Origin of the sequence: Actinosynnema sp. NPDC059797, from assembly GCF_042732085.1 — a bacterium.
Taxonomy (GTDB): Bacteria; Actinomycetota; Actinomycetes; order Mycobacteriales; family Pseudonocardiaceae; genus Actinosynnema.
Window position 1 is genome coordinate 1 of sequence record NZ_JBHWIE010000168.1, and the last position, 16,029, is coordinate 16,029.

General features: G+C 73.9%; 17 protein-coding genes. 12 read left to right on the forward strand and 5 right to left on the reverse strand.

The window, feature by feature from the left end:
- The first annotated feature begins 163 nt into the window (after positions 1 to 163).
- The 4 genes from ACFV4N_RS28115 (at position 164) to ACFV4N_RS28130 (ending at position 3,343) form a co-directional block, all read left to right on the forward strand.
- Entirely contained in the window at positions 164 to 406 is a 243-nt protein-coding gene (locus ACFV4N_RS28115; RefSeq protein WP_499675630.1) for a DUF3040 domain-containing protein, read from the forward strand.
- Between the two features lie 186 nt (positions 407 to 592).
- The gene (locus tag ACFV4N_RS28120) at positions 593 to 2,212 is read left to right on the forward strand and encodes an ABC-F family ATP-binding cassette domain-containing protein (RefSeq protein WP_499675614.1); all 1,620 of its coding nucleotides are present in this window, start codon (positions 593 to 595) and stop codon (positions 2,210 to 2,212) included.
- Positions 2,213 to 2,230: 18 nt separating this feature from the next.
- Entirely contained in the window at positions 2,231 to 3,085 is an 855-nt protein-coding gene (locus tag ACFV4N_RS28125; protein ID WP_499675615.1) for a COX15/CtaA family protein, read from the forward strand.
- Between the two features lie 63 nt (positions 3,086 to 3,148).
- Positions 3,149 to 3,343, forward strand: coding sequence for a hypothetical protein (locus ACFV4N_RS28130; protein WP_499675616.1), 195 nt, complete (start codon positions 3,149 to 3,151; stop codon positions 3,341 to 3,343).
- On the opposite strand, the gene ACFV4N_RS28135 is transcribed toward ACFV4N_RS28130, so the two are convergent.
- Both ACFV4N_RS28135 and ACFV4N_RS28140 read right to left on the reverse strand, forming a co-directional pair.
- Positions 3,340 to 4,194, reverse strand: coding sequence for an NAD(P)H-hydrate dehydratase (locus tag ACFV4N_RS28135; protein ID WP_499675617.1), 855 nt, complete (start codon positions 4,192 to 4,194; stop codon positions 3,340 to 3,342). The two genes, ACFV4N_RS28130 and ACFV4N_RS28135, sit on opposite strands and share 4 nt — an antisense overlap.
- Positions 4,172 to 4,876, reverse strand: coding sequence for a histidine phosphatase family protein (locus tag ACFV4N_RS28140; protein ID WP_499675618.1), 705 nt, complete (start codon positions 4,874 to 4,876; stop codon positions 4,172 to 4,174). Before ACFV4N_RS28140 ends, ACFV4N_RS28135 begins: the two co-directional genes overlap by 23 nt.
- A 59-nt stretch (positions 4,877 to 4,935) precedes the next feature.
- On the opposite strand from ACFV4N_RS28140, the gene ACFV4N_RS28145 reads away from it, so the two are divergent.
- A complete protein-coding gene (locus tag ACFV4N_RS28145) occupies positions 4,936 to 5,571 on the forward strand; it encodes a hypothetical protein (RefSeq protein WP_499675619.1) in 636 nt (211 codons plus the stop codon).
- Here the strand turns inward: ACFV4N_RS28145 and ACFV4N_RS28150 are convergent.
- On the reverse strand, positions 5,537 to 6,910 hold the full coding sequence (locus tag ACFV4N_RS28150; RefSeq protein ID WP_499675620.1) for a DUF2252 domain-containing protein: 1,374 nt from the start codon (positions 6,908 to 6,910) through the stop codon (positions 5,537 to 5,539). The two genes, ACFV4N_RS28145 and ACFV4N_RS28150, sit on opposite strands and share 35 nt — an antisense overlap.
- Positions 6,911 to 7,005: 95 nt before the next feature.
- A complete protein-coding gene (gene rocD, locus ACFV4N_RS28155) occupies positions 7,006 to 8,229 on the reverse strand; it encodes an ornithine--oxo-acid transaminase (protein WP_499675621.1) in 1,224 nt (407 codons plus the stop codon).
- 142 nt (positions 8,230 to 8,371) lie between these two features.
- Between rocD and ACFV4N_RS28160 the strand changes: the two genes are divergently transcribed.
- The 6 genes from ACFV4N_RS28160 to ACFV4N_RS28185 all read left to right on the forward strand — a co-directional run bounded on the left by ACFV4N_RS28160 (position 8,372) and on the right by ACFV4N_RS28185 (position 13,809).
- Positions 8,372 to 9,253, forward strand: a complete 882-nt coding sequence (locus tag ACFV4N_RS28160; RefSeq protein ID WP_499675622.1) for a PPK2 family polyphosphate kinase — start codon at positions 8,372 to 8,374, stop codon at positions 9,251 to 9,253.
- Between the two features lie 142 nt (positions 9,254 to 9,395).
- Positions 9,396 to 10,454, forward strand: a complete 1,059-nt coding sequence (locus ACFV4N_RS28165) for a lactonase family protein (RefSeq protein ID WP_499675623.1) — start codon at positions 9,396 to 9,398, stop codon at positions 10,452 to 10,454.
- 96 nt (positions 10,455 to 10,550) lie between these two features.
- The gene (locus ACFV4N_RS28170; protein ID WP_499675624.1) at positions 10,551 to 11,315 is read left to right on the forward strand and encodes an SGNH/GDSL hydrolase family protein; all 765 of its coding nucleotides are present in this window, start codon (positions 10,551 to 10,553) and stop codon (positions 11,313 to 11,315) included.
- A 78-nt stretch (positions 11,316 to 11,393) separates the two neighbouring features.
- Positions 11,394 to 12,197, forward strand: coding sequence for a HipA family kinase (locus tag ACFV4N_RS28175; protein WP_499675625.1), 804 nt, complete (start codon positions 11,394 to 11,396; stop codon positions 12,195 to 12,197).
- Positions 12,181 to 12,570: a DUF3037 domain-containing protein gene (locus tag ACFV4N_RS28180; RefSeq protein WP_499675626.1), complete on the forward strand. Its 390-nt coding sequence runs from the start codon at positions 12,181 to 12,183 to the stop codon at positions 12,568 to 12,570. The genes ACFV4N_RS28175 and ACFV4N_RS28180 overlap by 17 nt, the downstream gene beginning before the upstream one ends.
- Before the next feature lie 93 nt (positions 12,571 to 12,663).
- Positions 12,664 to 13,809 (forward strand): LCP family protein, encoded by a 1,146-nt coding sequence (locus ACFV4N_RS28185; RefSeq protein WP_499675627.1) that lies wholly within the window; start codon positions 12,664 to 12,666, stop codon positions 13,807 to 13,809.
- 54 nt (positions 13,810 to 13,863) lie between these two features.
- On the opposite strand, the gene ACFV4N_RS28190 is transcribed toward ACFV4N_RS28185, so the two are convergent.
- Positions 13,864 to 15,174, reverse strand: a complete 1,311-nt coding sequence (locus ACFV4N_RS28190) for an MFS transporter (RefSeq protein WP_499675628.1) — start codon at positions 15,172 to 15,174, stop codon at positions 13,864 to 13,866.
- Positions 15,175 to 15,233: 59 nt separating this feature from the next.
- Here ACFV4N_RS28190 and ACFV4N_RS28195 point away from each other — a divergent pair, with 59 nt between their 5' ends.
- Positions 15,234 to 15,950 (forward strand): TetR/AcrR family transcriptional regulator, encoded by a 717-nt coding sequence (locus ACFV4N_RS28195; RefSeq protein ID WP_499675629.1) that lies wholly within the window; start codon positions 15,234 to 15,236, stop codon positions 15,948 to 15,950.
- Positions 15,951 to 16,029: the final 79 nt, after the last annotated feature.

Consider the following 16,029-nt stretch of genomic DNA (forward strand, 5'->3'; position numbering starts at 1 on the left):
CGACCGTACGACTCGCGCGACCTGGACATACGACTCGCGCGAGTCGTACGTCCAGGACTGCCGTGTCGTACGTTCGGAGTGGGCGAGTTGCGCGTTCGGGTCCTGCGAAGACTCCGTTCGGGGTTGGTTTTTCCTGGTTGGGCCCGGGTATCCCTCGCGCGTGATGAGCGAAGCGGAACGCCGCACCCTGAGTGAGATCGAGATGAGACTCATGGACGAGGAGCCGGCCCTGGCGTCGGCGCTCGTCGCCGGGAAGCCTCGCAACCCGGTCCTGAGCTACGCCCTGGTCGCCCTGTTCGCGGGCCTGGGCGTGCTGCTGCTGGTGCTCGGCTCCTTCGGTCCGGCGTTGGGCTCGCTCGGGTTCGCCGCCCTGCTGGTCTTGATGCGCGGTTACACCTGGCGTTAGGCGGACCGTGCCGCCCAAGGGCCCGGTGCGACCGGGACCGGCCGCTGCGACGTGCTCATCCACGCGTGGCCGGTGACCACCGGGCCCGAACCGCCGGCACGTGACCGCCCTAATCCAGTCGAACCCGCTCGAACCCGCCGCCAAAAGGGCTCGCCACGACCACCGCCCATGCCGGACCATGCGGACGTGGGATTCCTGGACGCCAATGGCCTCGCCTTCCGCCTGCCGGACGGCCGCGAGCTGTTCCGCGACGTCTCGTTCAAGGTCGGCGCGGGCACCGTGGTCGCCCTGGTCGGCGCCAACGGCGTGGGCAAGACGACGCTGCTGCGCATCCTGTCCGGCGAGCTGACCCCGGCCGCGGGCAGCGTCCGCGTCCAGGGCGGCCTGGGCGTGATGCCGCAGTTCGTGGGCTCGGTCCGCGACGACAGCACCGTCCGCGACCTGCTGCTGGCCGCCTCGCCACCACCCCTGCGCGCCGCCGCCGCGGCCCTCGACGCCGTCGAGCTCCAGCTCATGGAGACCGACGACGAGCCGACCCAGCTCCGCTATGCCGACGCGCTCACCGCGTGGGGCGAGGTCGGCGGCTACGAGGCCGAGGTCCTGTGGGACACGGTCACCGTGGCCGCGCTGGGCGTGCCGTTCGACCGGGCCCGGTTCCGCGAGGTCCGCACCCTCTCCGGCGGCGAGCAGAAGCGCCTGGTCCTGGAGGTCCTGCTGCGCGGACCCGAGCAGGTGCTGCTGCTCGACGAGCCGGACAACTACCTGGACGTGCCCGGCAAGCGCTGGCTGGAGGCCCGCCTGGCCGAGACCGCCAAGGCCGTCCTGCTGGTCAGCCACGACCGCGAGCTGCTCAACGTCGCCGCCACCCACGTCGTCACCGTCGAGGCGCACTCCGCGTGGACGCACCCCGGGTCGTTCGGCACCTGGCACGCCGCCCGCGCGCACCGCATCGAACGCCTCGCCGAGCTGCACCGCCGCTGGGACGAGGAGCACGCGCGGCTCAAGGAGCTGGTCCGCACCCTCCAGGTGCAGGCGAAGATCAGCGAGGTCATGGCGGCCAAGTACCGCGTGCAGAAGGCGAAGCTGGAGAAGTTCGAGGAGGCGGGCCCGCCGCCGGAGCTGCCGACCGACGAGAAGGTCGCGCCGCGCCTGCGCGGCGGTCGCACCGGCATCCGCGCGATCACGTGCGAGGACCTGGAGCTGACCGGCCTGATGAAGCCGTTCGACCTGGAGGTCTTCTTCGGGGACCGGGTGGCCGTGCTGGGCTCCAACGGCTCGGGCAAGAGCCACTTCCTGCGCCTGCTGGGCGGTGACCGGGTCGCCCACACCGGCACGTCGCGGCTGGGCGCCCGGGTGGTGCCCGGCCTGTTCGCGCAGACCCACCAGCACCCGGAGTGGATCGGCCGCACCCTGGTGGACATCCTGTGGCACGGCGAGGACGGCCGCGCCGGGCGCGACCGGGGCGCGGCGATGGCCACGTTGAGCCGCTACGGCCTGGGCAAGCAGGGCGACCAGCGGTTCGAGACGCTGTCCGGCGGCCAGCAGGCGCGGTTCCAGGTGCTGCTGCTCGAACTGTCCGGCGCCACGCTCCTGCTGCTGGACGAGCCGACCGACAACCTCGACCTGAACTCGGCCGAGGCGTTGCAGCAGGCCCTGGACGAGTTCACCGGCACGGTCGTCGCGGTCACGCACGACCGCTGGTTCGCCCGCTCCTTCGACCGCTTCCTGCTGTTCCGCTCGGACGGCCGGGTGGTGGAGGTGGACGAGCCGGTGTGGGACGAGGCGCGCGTGGAGCGGGTCCGCTAGCTCTCTAGGCTGCCCGGCGTGACCGTCGTGCAGCTGCCCACCGCCCGCGCCGCGCGGGTCGCCGCCGTCGCCGCGCTGGTGGCGAACGTGCTGATCGTGCTGACCGGCGCGCTCGTCCGGCTGACCGGTTCGGGCCTGGGCTGCCCGACGTGGCCGCGCTGCACCGGCGACTCGTTCGTCACCACGCCCGAGATGGGCGCGCACGGCGTGGTCGAGTTCGGCAACCGGGTGCTGGGCGTCGTGGTGGGCCTGGTGGTGCTGGCCCTGGTGGTCGCGGTGGCCCGGTACCGCGACCGTCCGCGCGGTGCGCTGCCCCTGGCGGTCGGCGCCCTGGTCGGGGTGGGCGTGCAGGGGCTGGTCGGCGGGTTGAGCGTGCGGTGGGAGCTGGCGCCCGAGGTCGTCGCCGCGCACTTCCTGGCCAGCATGGTGCTGGTGGCGGCGCTGACGGTGCTGGTCGACCTGCTCGGCGGGCGCGTCGGCCGGCCGCCGCGGTGGGTCCTCGCGCTGCCGGTGGCGCTCACGGCGGTCCTGGTGCTGGGCACGCTGGTCACCGGCAGCGGTCCGCACGCGGGTGACGAGGACGCCCGCAGGCTCGGCCTCGACGCCGCCGTGCTGACCTCGGCGCACGCGGCGGCCGTGCTCGTGCTGCTCGTCCTCCAGGTCGTGGCGGTGGTGCGGCTGCGCGACCGGGCGGCGGTCGCGCTGCTCGCCCTCACCCTCGTGCAGGGCGCGATCGGCGCGGTCCAGGGGGCGCTGGCCCTGCCGGTGCCGCTGGTCGCCGTGCACGTGGTGACCGCCGCCCTGGTCGTGGCCGCCACCACGCGCGTCGTCGTCCGCGCACGCCCCGTTCGGGCACGCCCCGTTCGGGCATGACCCCGTTCGGCATGGCCCCGTTCGGGTGGTGACGCGCCGGGCACGCGGGAGGACCCTGGGAGCATGACGCGTCGCTACAGCAGGCGGTTCTGGCTCGCCATGGCCGCCGTCCTCGTGTTGACGACCCTCGCCGCCTTCGCCCAGGTGCTGCTCGACGGCACGGCGGGCATGGCGCTGGCCATCGCGGGCACCCTCGCCAGTGCCGTGCCCATCGTGCTCGTCGCCCTGTGGCAGAACGACGTGCCCGCCCGCGACTAGCGCGACCGCAGCTCCACCAGCACCTGCGGCACCTCGTCGAGCAGCTCGCGGGCCAGCATGCCGGTCAGCCCGGTGCGCGGCACCAGCCGCTGCCCGGCCATCGCGTGCACGTGCCCGGCCCAGCAGGTGGCCCGCGCCAGGTCGTCGTCCCGGGCCAGCAGCCCGCCGACCAGGCCCGCGAGCACGTCGCCGCTGCCCGAGGTGGACAGCCCGACGTGGCCGGTGCTGTCCCGCCACACCCGCCCGTCCGGCGCGGCCACCACGCCCATCAGGTTCACCACCGCGTCGTGCTTCGCCGCGATCTCCCGGGCCGCCTCGACGTGGTCGGGCACCTCCGAGCCGAGCAGGTACCCCGCCTCCACCGTGTTCGGCGTGAGCACCATCCGCCCGCGCACCGGGTCGCCCAGCGACGGGTGCGTGCCCAGCGCGCCCAGCGCGAACGCGTCCAGCACCACCGGGCCGCGCGTCAGCGGCAGCAGCCGCTCCAGCAGCGCGGCCGTCTCGTCCGCGTCCACCAGGCCGGGCCCGACGACCACCGACGCCGCGTCGCCGACCAGGTCACCCAGCACGTCCGCCGCCTCGCGCGACACCGCGCCCGCGCCGGTCTCGGGCAGCCCCACGACCAGCGCCTCGGGCACCGCCAGCCCGAGCGCGGACGCGTGCCGCTCGGCGATGGCGAGCTGGAGGGTTTCCGCGCCGGTCCGCAGCGCCGCGATGCCCGCCAGCAGCACCGCGCCCGGCACCCGCCGCGACCCGCCGACCACCAGGACCGTGCCGCGCTCCTCGGTCTCGGGCAGCCACTCGCGCAGCAGCGCGGACGTGACGGGCTCAGGTGGACCTGATCGTGGCATCCTCGGTCTCCGTGGGTTCGGCGCCGTGTTCGCGCAGCTGGTCGGCCTGGAACTCCTCTTCCAGTACCCACAGACCGCCGTCGCGACGCCACGAGGTCAGCGCCCCGTTGGGGATCACGGAGTTGTGCGCGTACGCCAGCAGGTCCTGCTCGGGCAGGTGCTCCAGCAGGTAGCGCAGCAGGAAGTGGGTGATCTCGTGGCCGAACAGCAGCACCCGGGCGCCATCCAGGTCCCGCAGCAGCGACCGCAGCCGCAGCGCCACGTCCGCCCACGACTCGCCGCCCGGCGGCCGGTGGTAGAACTTGCCGAGCCGCCGCTTGCGGACCAGCTCCTCCGGGTACCGCGCGGCCACGCCGTGGGTGGTCAGCAGGTCCAGCACGCCCAGTTCGCGGTCGCGCAGCCGCTCGTCGACCAGCATCCGGGGGTGCCCGCGCAGCGCCAGCGCGGCCGTGTCGACGGCCCGCCGGTAGGGGGAGGCCACCACCACGTCGGGCCACTGCTCGCGCGGCATCGCGGCGAACCACCGCCCCAGCGCCCGGCCCTGGGCCACGCCCTCCGCGGACAGCGGCACGTCCGCGTCCCGCTCCGCGATGTCGATCACCTCGTGGCCGCCGGACTCCGCCACCTCGCGGGCCACGTTGCCGGTGCTCTCGCCGTGCCTGATGACTCCGATCCAGTCCACACCGGCGAACTTAGCGGCGTCGCCCCCGGAGTTCACCTCGACGGGGTAGAACACCACCCGTGGAGCACGTGGACGCCTACTGCGAGCGCCTGGGCCCGGGTTTCTGGGCCGAACCGCTCAACGCGATCAGCAACGCCGCGTTCCTGGTCGCCGCCGCGTGGCTGTGGTGGCGGCACCGGCCCGGCCCGGCGAGCCTGCGGGCCCTGCCGGTGCTGCTGGCGCTGGTGGGCCTGGGCAGCCTGAGCTTCCACACCCTGGCGAACACGCTGACCAACTGGTTCGACGTCGGCTTCATCGCGGTCTACGTGGTCTGGTACCTGGTCGTGTTCGCCCACTACTACCTGGACGTCCGGTGGGCGCGCGCGTGGCTCGCGATCCCGCTGTTCCTGGCGTTCACGGTCGCGACCTGGCCGCTGGGCGCGCTCGTCCCGGGCGGCTCGGGCATCTACCTGGCCCCGTTCACGGCGCTGGTGGTGATCACCGCGGTCGCGGCGGCGCGCCGGCAGCCGTGGCACGACCTGGCGGCGGCGGCCGGCGTGTTCGCCGTGTCGGTCACCCTGCGCACGCTCGACGAGCCCCTGTGCCGCGAGTGGCCGACCGGTACGCACTACTCCTGGCACGTCCTGAACGCGGTGGTGCTGTACCTGGTCGCCCGGCAGGTCATCCGGTTTCGGCGGGCAGCCGGCCGGCCTTGACCGCCCGCACCAGCTCCTCGTGGTCGGCGCACGTCCGGTCGGCGTAGTCCAGCGCGTACCGGCCGATCGCGGCGTCCAGCTCCTCGCCGTCCGCGCAGTACCCGGCGAGCAGCCGCGGGTCGAGCGACCGGCTGTGCGCGCGGGCCAGCAGCGCGCCCGCGAGCCGGCCGTAGTCGTCGAGGTCGTCGCGCTTGAGCGTGGTCGCGTCGATCTCGCCCTTGCGGTTGCGGAACTGCCGGACGATGAACGGCCGGCCGTCGATGGTGGTCCAGCCGAGCAGGATGTCGGTCTCCGCCTGCACCAGCCGGGCGCCGTGCACGATCCGCTTGCCCTCGTGCCGGGCGGGCGCGGCGGGCAGGAACGGGGCCAGCGCGGACGGCCGGGCCTCCTTGGCCTGGAGCACCAGCGCCTCGTCGCCGTTGCCGTGCAGCAGCACGAGGTAGTTGCGCAGGCCCACGCTGCCGGTGCCGACCACGCGGAACGCCACGTCCGACACGCCGTAGCGCATGATCAGGTTGTAGCGGGACTCGCGCAGGGTGTCCACGTAGGACGGCAGCGCGTCCACGACGGTCCGCGCGACCTCGGGGGAGATGCGGGTCAGCACCGGCGGGTCCGGGACGAACCGCCAGTGCTCGTCCTCGCGCCGGGTCCACTTCGCGGCCACGCGGGCGCTGGTGTTCCGGCGCGCCTTGGCCGCGGCCTTGGCGAAGTGGCGCGACAGGTCGTCGGCCTTGGTCTTGGACAGCACCGACTCGTCGCCCAGCGCGCTCCACGACTCCAGGAACGGCAGCTCGGCCAGGTGCCGGGCCGCGCCCCGGTAGGCGCGCACCGCGTCCTCGGCGGCGTCGCGGCAGCCCTTCTCCGACACGCCGCCCTCGCGCCCGGCCAGCACCAGCGAGGTGGCCAGGCGCTTGAGGTCCCACTCCCACGGGCCGGGCAGCGTCTCGTCGAAGTCGTTGATGTCCATGACGATGTTGCCCTCGGGCGTGCCGTAGAGCCCGAAGTTGGCCGCGTGCGCGTCGCCGCACAGCTGCGCATCCAGCCCGGTGCGCGCGCCCACGGCCAGGTCGCCCGCCATGAGGCCCGCGCTGCCCCGGAAGAACGCGAACGGCGAGGCGAGCATCCGGCCGACCCGCAGCGGCGCCAGCTCGGGCAGCCTGCCCTCGTTGGACGCTTCGACGAACTCCACGACGCCCGGCCGGTCCGGGGCGAGCAGCGCCTTGCGGTGCGCCTCGTGGCTCACCGCCGCGCGCAGCCCGCGACCGCGCGCCAGGACCTCCTCCGGCTCGGTCCACCGGCCCAGCGCCCTGGCCGCCTCGGCGCGCTTGCGTTCACCCATGTGGGTAATGATGGGTGTCGAGGTCGGCAAATACACCGACCTCGACACGTCTGTGACCTGCGCAATCGGGCTGAAAGCGCAATTCGGGCACGGGGTTAGCGAGGAGTGCCGAGCACCTCACCGACCGCGTCCAGACCGCGGTCCAGGTCGGCCCGGGAGATCACCAGCGGGGGCGCCACGCGCAGGGTCGTGTCGCGGGTCTCCTTGCACAGCACGCCCAGCCGCGCCAGCGCCTCGGACGCCTCCCGGCCGAGCGGGCCGCCGGGGGCGATCTCCACGCCGGCCCACAGGCCGCGCCCGCGCACCTCGGCCACGCCGCGACCGACCAGCTCGCCCAGCCGCGCGTGCAGGTGGGCGCCCAGCTCGCGGGAGCGCTGCTGGAACTCGCCGGTCGCCAGCAGCCGCACCACGGCCCGGCCGACCGCGCAGGCCAGCGGGTTGCCGCCGAAGGTGGACCCGTGCTCGCCGGGACGCAGCACGCCGAGCACCGCCCGGCTGCCGACCACCGCGGACACCGGCAGGATGCCGCCGCCCAGCGCCTTGCCCAGCGTGTAGAGGTCGGCGCGCACGCCCTCGTGGTCCAGCGCCAGCACCTCGCCGGTGCGGCCGAGGCCGGACTGGATCTCGTCGGCGATCATCAGCGCGCCGTGCTCGTCGCACAGCGCCCGCACGCCCGCCAGGTAGCCGGCCGGCGGCACGATCACGCCTGCCTCGCCCTGGATCGGCTCCAGCAGCACGGCCGCGGTGCGCTCGGTGATCGCGCCGCGCAGCGCGTCGAGCGAGCCGTACTCGACGACCTTGAAGCCCGGCGTGAACGGCCCGAAGTCGGCGCGGGCGCCCTCGTCGGTGGAGAACGACACGATCGTGGTGGTGCGGCCGTGGAAGTTCGAGCCCGCGACGACGATCTCGGCGGCGCCCTCGGGCACGCCCTTGACCCGGTAGGCCCACTTGCGGGCGACCTTGATCGCCGACTCGACGGCCTCCGCGCCGGAGTTCATGGCGAGCACCATCTCCGTGCCGGTCAGCTCGGCCAGCTCGCGGCAGAACGGGCCGAACTGGTCGTGGTGGAACGCCCGGCTGGTCAGCGTGACCCGACCCAGCTGCCCGATCGCGGCGGCCACCAGCTCCGGGTGGCGGTGGCCGAAGTTCAGGGACGAGTAGCCGGACAGGAAGTCCAGGTAGCGGCGGCCCTCGACGTCGGTCACCCACGCGCCCTCGCCGTGGGAGATCACGACCGGGAGCGGGTGGTAGTTGTGCGTGCTCCACTCGTCGTCGAGCGCGATGAACTGCTCGGCGGTGGGAAGGGCGGTGGCGGTCATGTCACCAGGCTAGAGGGCCGATGCCAGCGATTTCAGCCGTCGGGCGTTGCGTGTCCGGTGTATTCGTTGCGCAATCTGCCGTTAACACGGTGATCCGTTGCACCGGAGGCAGCCGCCCGGCGAGGCGACTACCTTGGCGAGGATGGCGAAGAAGACCACTCGGGTCCAGCCGGTTCGGGACCGGTCGGTCTCGGCCGCCTTCCTGGTCGGCCCGGACTTCGACCCGGCGAAGGTCGACCCCGCGGCCACCTCCGTCGGGCCGTCGTCGAAGGCCGAGGCCGCCGAGGACCTGGTCGGGGTCGGCGAGCAGCTCGACGCGCTCCAGGAGGCCCTCTACGCCGAGGGGCTCGGCGGGGGCGGGCGCCGGCTGCTGCTGGTGCTCCAGGGCCTCGACACCTCCGGCAAGGGCGGCACGATCCGGCACGTCGCGGGCCTGGTCAACCCGCAGGGCCTGCGCATCGCGTCGTTCAAGAAGCCCACGCCGGCCGAGCGGCGGCACCACTTCCTGTGGCGCGTCCGCAGGCAGCTGCCCGAGCCCGGCTACATCGGCGTGTTCGACCGCTCCCACTACGAGGACGTGCTGGTGCCGAAGGTCGAAGGGCTGCTGCCGGCCGCCGACCTGCGCCGCCGCCACCGGGAGATCAACGACTTCGAGCGCGAGCTGGTGGACGGCGGCACTACGATCGTCAAGTGCTTCCTGCACATCTCGCCCGAGCGGCAGAAGGAGCGGCTGGTCGCCCGGCTGGAGAACCCGGTCAAGCGGTGGAAGTACGACCCGGGCGACCTGGCCGTGCGGGCGAAGTTCTCCCGGTACCAGCTCGCCTACCGCGAGGCGCTGACCAGGTGCTCGACCCCGAACGCGCCCTGGTACGCGATCCCGTCCGACCGCAAGTGGTACCGGAACTGGGCGGTCGCCCGGCTGCTGCTGGAGGCGCTGAGGGACCTCGGGCCGGAGTACCCGCCGCCCTCGTACGATCCGGAGGTCGAGTTGGCACGCCTCCGGGAGGACGATCCGTTGCGCTAGACGCAATCTTCGTTGCGCCTCTTGCTGCTCGGCAGTGGTCTAGGCCACTGTGGGACTGCCGCGGGCAGTCGAGCGGAGGTTCGGTGTGGTTGTGGACAGGCGTCGGTTCCTGGGGGCCGTTGGCGTGGGAGCGGGGTTGCTGATGACCGAGGGCGTGGCGACGGGTGAGGGACGGGCGGGGGTTCGTGCCTACCTGGGCACCTACACCACCTGGGAAGGCGGTGGGCGCGGCATCGGCGTGGGCTCGTACGACCCGGCCACCGGCCGGCTGCGCGTGACCGGCGTGGTGGAAGACGTGCCCAACCCGTCGTTCGTGATCGACGCGGGCAGGCGGCTCTACGCGGTCAACGAGCAGTCCGACGGCGGGGTGACCGCCCTGGCCGTGGGGCCGGACGGCGTGCCGAAGGTGATCAACAGCCAGTCCACCGGCGGCGCCGACCCGTGCCACCTGGCGCTGCACCGCGGGTTCCTGCTGTCGGCCAACTACAGCTCCGGCAGCGTCGCCGTGCACCGGGTGCGGCCCGACGGCGGCCTCGGCGAGCGCACCGACCTGGTCGAGCACTCCGGCTCCGGGCCCGACCCCGAGCGGCAGGAGGGCCCGCACGCCCACCAGGTGCTGCCCGACCCGCGCGGCGAGTTCGTGCTCGCGGTGGACCTCGGCACCGATTCCGTGCACAGCTACCGGCTCGGCGGCGACGGCAGGCTGACCCCGGCGGGCGTCGCGCGCCTGCACCCCGGCGCGGGGCCGCGGCACCTGGCGTTCCACCCGTCCGGGCGGTACGCCTACATCGCCAACGAACTGGACTCCACGGTCGTGGTGGCGACCTACGAGCGCGGCGTGCTCACGCCCGGCGCGAAGCTGAGCACGCTCCCCGAGGGCGCGCCCACCTCGCCGCGCAACTACCCGGCCGAGGTCGTGGTGTCGGAGGACGGCAGGTTCCTCTACCTGTCCAACCGGGGCCACGACAGCGTGGCGGTCTTCGCCGTGGAGCGCGGCGGCGCGGCGCTGCGGCTGGTCGAGGCGACGCCCGTGGGCGGGCGGTACCCCCGGCACATCACCCTCGACCCGGCCGGCCGGTTCCTGCTCGCGGCCAACCAGAACTCGGGCAACGTCACCACGTTCGCCGTCGACCGGGCCACCGGGAGGCTGCGCGAGGTCGGTTCGCTGGAGGCCCCGATCCCGGTCTGCGTGGCCCTGTAGCGGCGTCCCGCGACCGTCCCGAGGTCGCCCCGGAGGAGTTCGCACTGACGGGTTAACTTCCCGGTCGACGACTGTCCACAATGGTAGGACGACCGCATGAAGATGATCGCGGTCGCGCTGCTGATGTCCCTCGTCCCCGCTCCCGCCGCGCCGGAGCTCGTCGCGCTCGGCGACTCCTACGCGGCGGGGCTCGGCGCCGGCGGGGAGTCGTCGAACTCGTGCCGGCGCAGCTCCGCCGCCCACCCCGCGCTGTGGGCCGAGCGCAACGGCGCGACCCTGGTGTTCGCCGCCTGCTCCGGCGCCACCACGGCGGACGTGGAGCGGCAGGTGACCCGGATCACGCCCGCGACGACGCTGGTCACCCTCACGGTCGGCGGCAACGACGCCGGGTTCGCCGACGTGATGACCACCTGCACGCTCGGCGAGGACGAGGGGTGCGTGCAGCGGGTCGAGCAGGCCGAGGCGTTCGTCCGGGACGAGCTGCCCGCCCGGCTCGACGCCCTGTACGGCCTGGTGCGCGAGCAGGCCCCGGACCAGGCGCGGGTCGTCGTGCTCGGCTACCCGCGCCTGTTCGGCGGCGGCAGCTCGCTGTGCCTGATGAGCAAGCCCAAGCGCGACGCGCTGGACCGGGCCGTCGACGTGATCGACGAGGTGGTCGCGGCGCGGGCGGGGGCGGCCGGGTTCACCTACGCCGACGTGCGCGACGAGTTCGACGGCCACGGCGTGTGCTCCGGCGACCCGTGGATCAACGGCCTGGTGCTCCTGCCGTACGACCGGTCTTTCCACCCCGACCGCGAGGGCCAGGAGTTCGGCTACCTGCCCGCGCTGGAGGAGGCGGTCGCCGGAGCCGCCGTCGCCTGACCCGTCGGCGCCCGACCCGTTGGCGCCCGACCCGTCGGCGCCCGACCCGTTGGCGGTGGCCGCGGCCGACCGGCGATGATGCCCGGCGTGAAACCCACGAACGGGCTGCGCCAGGTCGCGGCCACCCGCTACGTCACGCCCTTCCGCGAGGGCGGCTCCCTGCCGGGGCTGGTGGAGGCCGACGACCTCGGCATGTACGTGCTCAAGTTCCGCGGCGCGGGCCAGGGCGTCAAGGCGCTCATCGCCGAGATCGTGGTCGGCGAGCTGGCCCGCCGCCTCGGCTTCCGCGTGCCGGAGGTCGTCCTGGTCGACCTGGACCCCGAGCTGGGCCGGTCCGAACCCGACCAGGAGGTGCAGGAGCTGCTGAAGGCCAGCGGCGGGCGGAACCTGGGCCTGGACTACCTGCCCGGCTCGTTCGACTACAACCCGGTGGTGCGCGAGCCGTCCGCCGACCTGGCCGCCCGGCTGCTGTGGCTGGATGCGCTGACCCTCAACGTGGACCGGAGCTGGCGCAACCCCAACACCCTGCTCTGGCACCGGGAGCTGTGGCTGATCGACCACGGCGCCTCGCTGTACTTCCACCACTCCTGGCGGCCGGAGCGGTTCCCGGCGGCGGGCTACCGGTTCGACGCCGCCGACCACCTGATGGTGCCGTTCGCCGGCCCGCTCGCCCCGGTCGACGCCGAGCTGTCCGCCCGCGTCACGCCCGAGCTGGTGCGTGAGGTGCTGGCCCTGGTGCCGGACGAGTGGCTGGCGCAGGACGAGGCGTTCGGCACGCCCGAGGCCGTGCGCGACGCGTACGAGCGGTTCTTCGCCGCCCGCCTGGCCGGGCCGCGGACGTGGGTCGACGAGTTGGAGGCCGCGCGTGCCGCACGTGTTTGAGTACGCCCTGCTGCGGGCCGTGCCCCGGCAGGAGCGGGGCGAGTTCGTCAACGTCGGGGTGCTGGTCTACTGCAAGGACCTGGACTTCCTCGGCGCCCGCGTGCACGTGGACGAGGGGCGGGTGCTGGCGCTGGACCCGTTCCTGGACGTGGAGGTGCTGCGGGCGAGCCTGAGCCACCTGGGCCTGTCGTGCGACGGTTCGCCGACCGCCGGTCCGGTGTCCCGCACGTCGCCGGGTCAGCGCTTCCGCTGGCTCACCGCGCCCCGGTCGACGATCATCCAGACCTCGCCCGCGCACACCGGTCTGACCGAGGACCCGGAGGCCGAGCTGGACCGGCTGCTGACCGCGCTCGTGCTGCCGCCCGACCACTAGGCTGGCAACCTCTTGGCGCGCACGGCGTCTTTAAGTGCGAGCAGTGGCCGAGGAACTGCGAGCAGTGGCCGACAAACGGAGCGGGGTCGTCTGATGAACGCCGGGTATCAGCAGGGTGGGTACCAACGGGGTGGGCGCCCGCCGCAGCGCCCCCAGCAGCGGACGCGGGCCTACCCGGTCGGCGGCCGGCAGCCGCACGACGCGCACCGGCCGCCGCCGGCCTACCAGCCCGCGGGGTCGCAGCAGGCCGTGGCGGCGCAAGGCGGGTACCGGCAGGCGCCGCCGCGCCGCAAGCGGCGGGTCGGGCGGACCATCGGCGTGGTGCTGGTGCTGCTGCTGGTGTTCGTCGTCGGCATGTGGTTCTACGTCGACTCGTCGCTGCGCCGCATCGACGCGCTGCCCGACTACGAGGGCAGGCCCGCCGACACGCCCGGCACCAACTGGCTGCTGGTCGGGTCGGACGCGCGCGACGACCTGTCCGAGGAGGAGAAGGCCGCGCTCGCCACCGGTGACGCGGCCGGCCGGCGCACGGACACCATCATGCTGCTGCACATCCCGGAGGGCTCCGGGAAGGCGACGCTGGTGAGCATGCCCCGGGACTCCTACGTCGACATCCCGGGCAACGGCAAGAACAAGATCAACGCGGCGTTCGCGTTCGGCGGCGCGCCGCTGCTGGTGCAGACCGTCGAGGGCGCCACCGGCATCCACGTCGACCACTACATGGAGATCGGCTTCGGCGGGTTCGCCGGGATCGTGGACGCGGTCGGCGGCGTGGACCTGTGCGTCGACGAGCCGATCCAGGACCCGTTGGCGGGCCTGGACCTCCAGGCGGGCTGCCAGGAGCTGGACGGCGCGCAGGCGCTGGGCTTCGTGCGGACCCGGGCGTTCCCGCGGGCCGACCTCCAGCGCGTGGAGAACCAGCGCAAGTTCCTCGCCGCCCTGACCGACAAGGCGACGAGCCCGGCCGTGCTGGCCAACCCGTTCCGGGCGTTCCCGCTGCTGTTCGCGAGCACGGACTCGATCTCCATCGCCGACGACGACAACCTGCACAACCTGGTCGGCATGGCGTTCGCCATGGGCGGGGGAGTGGACACGGTGACCGTCCCCGTTGGCGGCACGCCGACCATCGGCGGCGTCGGCTCGGTCGTGCAGTGGAACCGGGAGCAGGCGCTGGCGCTGTTCGGCGCGCTGGAGCGGGACGAGCCGGTGCCCGCCGAGCTGCTCCAGCCGCCCCAGTAGCACCGTCGACGAGGTCGGGCCGCCGGAGATCGCTCCCCGGCGGCCCGACCTCTTTCACGTCCGCCCCGTCTCCACCGGCACGTCGGGCACGCCGAGCGCGCGCACCGCCCGCGGCACCACGACCGCGCCCGCCAGGATCATCCCGGCGGCCACCGCGCACGCGACCCACCAGTGCGCCCCGTCGTACAGGGCGCCCGCCGCCAGGCTGCCGATGAGCGCGCCGACCAGGCACGCCGACTCGTACACGCCCATGCCGCGACCGACCTGACCGGCGGACGCCTCGGCGATGACGGCCTGCTGCACCGGCATCACCGCCGCCCACGCCAGCCCGCTGAGCACCCACAGCCCGGCGATCACGTGCGGGGTCGGCGCCCACGCCAGGCTCACCGCGAACGCGCAGCTCGCCAGCGACGCGGTGACCAGCACCCGCCGCCGCCCGAACCGCAGCACGTACCGGTGCAGGTACTCGGCCGCGACGCTCATCGCGATGGCGCCGGGCAGGAACACCCACGCCACCTCGACCACCTCCAGGTCGGACCCGCGCTGCAGGTGCAGGAGCAGCAGCAACCCCACGGCGGCCTCGGCGGCCATGGTCATCACGACCGCGAACAGCATGGGGCGCAAGCGCTTGCCCACCGCGCGCAGGCCGAGCCCGACCGCGGCCCCGCCCCCGTGCCCCGGCCGGCGCGGCGCCGTCACCAGCCACACCGCCGCCGTCGCGCACGCGGCCGCGCACGCCCAGAACAGGCCGGCGAAGCCGAGTTGGCCGATCAGCGACAGGCCGACCACGAACGCCACCCACGACCCGGTCTCCTGGGACGAGAGCAGGCGCGCGAACACCGCGGAGTCCTCGGCCAGCCGTTCGCTCACGATCGCCCGCACGGCCACCCACAGCAGCGCGCCGCCGGCGCCGCCGACCGCCGCCGCGGCGTAGGCCGACGGCGCGGACTGGGCCACCGCGTACCCGGCGCAGGACAGCGCGTAGAGCAGGGCGCCGGCGGCGGCCGTGAAGCGGCGGTCCCACCGGTCCGCCAGCACGCCCGCGAACGGCCGCACCACCACCGACAGCGCCATCTCCACCGCGAGCAGCACCCCGATCTCGGCGGCGCCCAACCCGATGGCCGCGCCCGCCCACAGCGGCAGCACGAAGTCGATCAGCTCGGTCGGACCGTTGGTGAGCGTCGCCGCCCACAACGCGTGGTCCTCCCGCTTGTCCACGGGCTTGTCGCCCCCGGCCCCGCCGCCCCCCTCGCCACCCTCCGCCTGCACGGCCTTCGGCACGGCTTCCGGCACGGCTTCCGGCGTGGCCTTCGGCACGGCCTTGGACGAGGTCTTCCGTTCCTCTTCCTCTCCCGGACCCGTCATCGCTCCCCCAAACTCCGAACGGCGTTCGTACAACTCCGAACGGTATACTGAGTTTCACCATGACGGCAAAGGACGACGTGCAGCGGCGAGCGCTGGAGCTGCTGTGGAAGGACGCCCGCCGTCCCGCGCGGGGACCGCGGCGCGGCTTGACCGCGGAGCGCATCGTGGCCGCGGCGATCGAGCTGGTGGAGGCGGAGGGCCTGCCCGCGCTGTCGATGCGGCGGGTCGCCCAGGAGCTGGGCGTGGGCACCGCGTCGCTCTACACCTACCTGCCCGGCAAGGCGGAGCTGGAAGCGCTGATGCTCGACGCCGTGGCGCTGGACGACACCCTGCCGCACGAGTGGCCCGGCGACTGGCGGGCGAAGACCGAGGCGTGGGCGCGGTCGGACTGGGAAGGCTTCCGCAAGCGCCCGTGGGTGCTCCAGCTCGTGGCGACCACGCCGTTCCCGGGGCCGAACACGATCCGGTGGCTCGACTCGGCGCTGCTGGCGCTGGAGGGCACCGGCCTGGCGGAGGCCGACAAGATGGCCGTGGTCGAGTCGGTCGACGCCTACGTGCGCGGCCAGGCCCGCCTGAGCCTGGACTCCCACGAGCCCACCCCCACCGAGGCGACCGAACGCGACGCCATCCTGGCCGAACTGATCGACTTCTCCGCCTACCCGACCCTGTTCGCAACCCTGAAGGCAGGCGTGGCCCCCTACGCCGCCGACCGCTTCGAGTTCGGCCTGCAACGCCTCCTGGACGGCGTGGCCACCCTGATCCCGCCCCACCCCTAACCGCGTGTCATGCGCTCAACCCTCGCGTGTCATGCGCTCGGCCCCGGCGTGTCATGCGTTCAGCCCGGCTCGAATGCAT